Below are 1,413 nucleotides of genomic sequence, written 5' to 3'. Positions count from 1 at the left end.
GCACGCAGACCGTCACGGGCACCGAGTCCGTGAGCACGGACGCCGGCCACGAGGAGCTCGAGGTGGACGAGGGCACCGGCCGCACCGGCGACGGCAGCCGGCGCTGAGCACCGCGCCCGCCGGCGACGCCGGCGCCGCCCGCTCCTCCGAGGCGGTCCTCACCGTCTCGGAGGAGCGGGCGGTCGCGCGCCTCGTGCGCGTCCCGGTGGAGCGCGTCCGCGTCTCGCGACGGGTGGTCACCCGCACCGTCCGAGTCGAGACCGAGGTCGAGGTCCGCCACGAGGAGCTCGTCGTGACGAGCGAGCCCCTGTCCGCCGACGAGGTCCGCGAGCTGGGGACGACCGCCGGGCGGGACGAGCCCGAGGCCGACCGCGAGGTCGTCCTCGTCCTGCGGCGCGAGGTCCCCGTCGTCGGCGTCGAGGTCGAGCCCCTCGAGCGCGTCACGGTCCGCACCCACCGGGTGGACGGCACCCGGCGTGTCGAGGTCGACCTCGCCCGCGAGGTCGTCGACGTGGACGAGCGCCCCACCACCTGACGTCGGGAGGTCGCCGAGCACCCACGGCGGCACCCCAGAGCCACCGGACCGGGCACCCCGGCCGGTCTTCCGCGCACCCGCGCCGATCACGAGAGAAGCCCTCATGAGCGTCCCCCCGGGCCACGAGCCCAGCCCCGACCGCGCCGCCGTCCCCGCCGAGCCGCCGAAGAAGGGGCTGCCGGGATGGTTGGTCCCGCTGATCGCCGCCCTCGTCGTCCTCGCCCTCCTGCTGCTCCTGCTCACGCAGTGCGGTGGCGACGACGAGGACGCTGCCGGCACCACCGACCCGGCCCCGGTCGCGACCGAGCCGTCGACGACCGCCGCACCGACGCCGGGGACCACGGCGCCCGGGACCGCGGACCCGTCGGTGACCCTCGACAACCCGGTCGTCCCGGAGCCGACGGACGCCGGAACTCCCTCGAGCACCGCCTCGAGCACCCCCGCGAGCACCCCCGCGAGCACCCCCGCGAGCACCCCCGGGCTCCCGCAGGCCGGTCCCGACGACGTGATCGTCACCGCGTCGGGCGTGGCGGTGCTGCCGCTCGTCGCGGACGGGGGCGAGGACCTCACCGCGGTCGTCGACCAGCCCGTGACGGCCGACGGCGTCCAGGTCCAGTCGGTGGTGACCGACCGCGGCTTCTGGGTCGGCCCCAGCGCCGACCAGCGCGTCTTCGTGCTCTTCGACGTCGACGGCGAGTCCGACATCACCATCGAGGCCGGCCAGGTCGTCGACTTCCCCGGCATCGTCGTGGCCAACGCCGACGACCTCGTCGACGAGATCGGCCTCACCGAGGACGAGGGCTCGGCGCTGCTCCAGGAGCAGGGGGCCCACCTGCTCGTCGTGCCGACCGACGTGGAGATCGTCGGCCAGGCCGGCT

General features: G+C 75.9%; 1 protein-coding gene and 1 pseudogene. Both read left to right on the top strand.

What is annotated here, in order from left to right; genetic code table 11:
* The first annotated feature begins 103 nt into the window (after positions 1-103).
* Positions 104-535 (top strand): DUF2382 domain-containing protein, encoded by a 432-nt coding sequence (locus tag WDZ17_RS17310; RefSeq protein WP_339576422.1) that lies wholly within the window; start codon positions 104-106, stop codon positions 533-535.
* Positions 536-638: 103 nt separating this feature from the next.
* Positions 639-1,413, top strand: a pseudogene (locus WDZ17_RS17305) (hypothetical protein); the annotation flags it as partial.

The sequence above is a fragment of the Pseudokineococcus basanitobsidens genome, assembly GCF_037482545.1.
Lineage (GTDB): Bacteria > Actinomycetota > Actinomycetes > Actinomycetales > Quadrisphaeraceae > Pseudokineococcus > Pseudokineococcus basanitobsidens.
The sequence above is the reverse complement of the archived record's forward strand: the minus strand, read 5'-3'. Positions and strand labels throughout refer to the sequence as shown.